The organism is Acetivibrio ethanolgignens, from assembly GCF_001461035.1.
GTDB classification, from domain to species: Bacteria; Bacillota; Clostridia; order Lachnospirales; family Lachnospiraceae; genus Velocimicrobium; species Velocimicrobium ethanolgignens.
The window spans coordinates 1-3,632 of sequence record NZ_LNAM01000040.1 but is presented as its reverse complement, the minus strand read 5'-3'; the positions used below and the strand labels follow the sequence as shown (position 1 = coordinate 3,632).

The 3,632-nt window shown below is 61.6% G+C and carries 1 protein-coding gene; it reads left to right on the top strand.

The window, feature by feature from the left end:
- A partial coding sequence (locus ASU35_RS03270) for a DUF6531 domain-containing protein (protein WP_147525353.1) occupies positions 1–3,632 on the top strand: 3,632 nt, incomplete at both ends.

The following is a 3,632-nucleotide window of genomic DNA, read 5'->3' as shown; positions in this document are numbered from 1 at the left end:
GACATAGATGACAAGTGGGTGGGAAAAGTGGTCGGAACCCTGGCAGGAGCCGCTTTTGGAACGACGGTGGACCTTGGCATCAACAAAGTGGCGGGAAGGGATGTGGACCTGCTCCAGGTCATTAAGCAGAACCTGATTGAATGCGGGCTGGGGCAGTTCTTTGGAGAGCCGATTGACGTGGCTACCGGGGCATTCCTGATCACGGCAACCGACTTTGTGCTGCCGGATATCCGGGAGGATATCCGCGTGCAGAGGAAATACAATTCCACCAACAAGGAAGCAGGGATCCTGGGACCCGGATGGAGCTTCTCGCATGAAGGCCATCTGTACCGCTCGGGAAACAGGCTCCATGCGAAGCTGGATGGCGGGATTACGGCACTCTTTGAATGGGATGGCTCCCAGGCAGCCAATATCACCAGGGGCTGTGAATGGCTGGAGCTGACCAGAGAGGACGACGGCTGGAGGATCTGCGACGGCAGGGACCACAAATGCTACCACTATGACGGGCAGGGACTGCTGACTGCGGCAGAAGACCGGAACGGACAGTGTGTGCGCCTGTACTATGAGGGGGAGCGGCTGACCCGGATCACGACGCCCCTTGGATATTATCTGGAGGTGGAGATCCGTGACGGCAGGCTGATCCAGACAAGGGACCATACCGGACGAACGGTGCAGTACCGGTATGAGGACGGCCTCCTGTCGGACGTCATCCACATGGATGGAGGGGCCACCCACTATGAGTATGACAGCCATGGCTACCTGGAGCGCGCGGTGGACCAGGCAAAAGTCGCATATCTTGAGAACCGGTATGACGATGCGGGGCGTGTGGTGCTGCAGACGCTGGCAAACGGGGACACCTACCGGGCAGACTACCATCCGGAAAAAAACAGAGTGACGATTGCAAGCAGCGTGCATGACAAAACAGTCGAGCACTGGTATAATGAATGGGGGGAAATCCTCGGGACATCCTACCAGGACGGGACAAGGGAGCTGTATGAATACGGAGGGAACGGACACCGCACCAGCTGGACGGACCGCCTGGGCAGAAAGACCACATGGAAGTATGACGGGGCGGGCAGGCTGACAGAGGAAGTGCAGCCGGACGGGCTCAGGACCGTGCACCGGTATGATGCGGCAGGCAACGAGATCCTCCGGACAGACAGCGCCGGCAGGGAGACGGCGTATGAATATGACGGGCACCATAACCGCATTGCGGAGAGGATGGCAGACGGCCTGCAGGTAAGGGAGAACCGGTCTGCCTATGACTGGATGGGGAGGCGGACGGAAGCCGTCGATGGGGAAGGCAACCGGACACAGTACCAGTACGGGGAGACAGGCGGGAAGCCATCCGCCATCCGGTTCGCAGACGGCGGGACCTGTTCCTTTGAGTACGACAGGGCCGGGCGCATGATGGCGCAGGAGGACGCCTGCGGCAGGACCGAGTACGGCTACAATGCCAGGAACAAACGGGCCCTGGTGCGGGACGGGGAAGGCAACGAGACCCGGTGGATGTATGACGGCATGGGGCGCCTCCTCGCGCTCTACCCGCCAAAGGCATGGAAGGAGCAGCGCGGGGAATACAGCTATTCCTATGACTTCCTCGACCGCCTGGTCCACACGAAAAACCCCGACGGCGGGCATGAGCGCCTGATGCGGGACGGGGAGGGAAACGTCTTGAAGCGGGTGCACCCAAACGCCTATGACCCGTATAAGGATGACGGGGAGGGGACCACCTATGACTATGACAGCGATGGGAACAACATCCGCATCCATTACCCGGACGGGGGATGCGAGCGCATCTTCTATGACAGCGAGGGCAACCGGACCCGCCATGTGATGCCGGAATCCTACGACCCGCAGACCGACGACGGGGAAGGCTGGACCTATACCTATGACGCCTGCAACCGGCTGACCGGAGTGACGGGACCGGACGGGGTGCGCCAGGCGTCGTATGCCTACGACCTGGCGGGCAACCTCACGGAGGAAACCGATGCACAGGGGCGCTGCACCTACCGCAGCTATACCGCATTCGGGGAGCTGAAAGAGCAGCTGAGGCCAGTGCTGGAAGCAGAGGGCACGATGCTCTATGAGAAGACCACATGGCAGTATGACAGATGCGGGAACGTGCTGCTGGAGCAGCGCCATGGCGGGTACTGGGACAGGGACGGCAGGCTGGTGGAGGAGGACGGCGCCGGGCTGGCGCTGCGCTTCACCTACGACAGCAGGAACCGCAGGACCCGCGTGGAGGACGGACTGGGGGCAGCCATCTCCTACCGCTATGACGTGCAGGGGAAGCTGGTCTACGAGGAAAGGGCAGTCTCCGAGGAGGTGCGCCAGGCCATCCATTACCGCTATGACCGTGCGGGGAGGCTCACGGAGCAGAGGGAGGAGCTCGACAGCGGGCTGGCGCCGCTGGAGGGAGAGCCGCGCCATGCGGTGACCCGCTGCCAGTATGATGAGAATGGAAACCGCACCGGGATCGTGACGCCGGAGGGGTACCGCATCCTCCGCAGCTATGACGCCTGCGGCCGCCTGGCATCGGAGCGCGTCATAGACGATAAAAACGGAATCGACCGGACGACCACAGCCACCTATGATCATGCGGGGAACCTTACAAGGATCGTCCGCAGGGGGAAGGGGCTGGGGGAATGGGAGCAGGGATATGGCTATGACCTCAAGGACCGCATCGTCCACGTGGAGGACTGCCTCGGGCCTGTATTTTCCTACGAATACGATAAGAACGACCGGAGGATAGCAGAGCTCCTGCCGCAAGCCGGCGCAAGGGAGACCGGGGAGCCCGGATGCCTGAAAAACCAGAACCGGTACCGTTATGATGTGTACGGCAGACTCCTGGCCAGAACCGACGGTTCCGGCACGGTGCAGGAGGAGAACCGGTACCTCCCGGACGGAAGGCTGGCGCTGTCCAGAGGGGCAGACGGGCAGGAGGCCTGGTACACATACGGCGTCCATGGCGGGGAAACGCAGATCCGCACGGCAAGGAGCCGCAGGGAGGACAGGCCGGCACAGCAGTACCGCTATGACAGCCGTGGAAGGATCACGGGCGTCGCAAACGGCAACGGCAGCGAAACGGGCTATGACCTGGACGCCTGGGGACGCATCCGGAAGATCCGCCAGGCAGACGGCGGGGAGGAAGGCTGCACCTATGACTTCGTGGGCAACATCACCAGCACCAGGGACGCAAACGGCGGCGTGACCACCTACCGCTACAACAGCCAGGGAAAGGTCTGCGAGATCATTGACCAGGAAGGGAACAGCGAGACCTTCCGGTATGACCGTGAGGGGCGCATGGCACTCCATGTGGACCGCAGCGGCAACGAAGTCCGCACCACCTACAACGTGGACGGGAATCCGGTCCTGGAGATTGGAACGGACAGGAACGGGGAGAGCCGTGCCACAAGGAGCTGGGAATATGACACATCAGGCAATGTGAGGAAGGCAGTGGCAGGAGGCTTCTGCTACACATACGAATACCGCCCGGACGGGAAGCTGCTGAAAAAGTCAGCCTCCGGCAGGACTCTGGCTTCCTGCACCTATTTTTCAGACGGCAGCCTGGAAAGCCTGACCGACGCCAGCGGAAGGCCGGTGTTTTATGAGTACGACTGGCGTGGAAA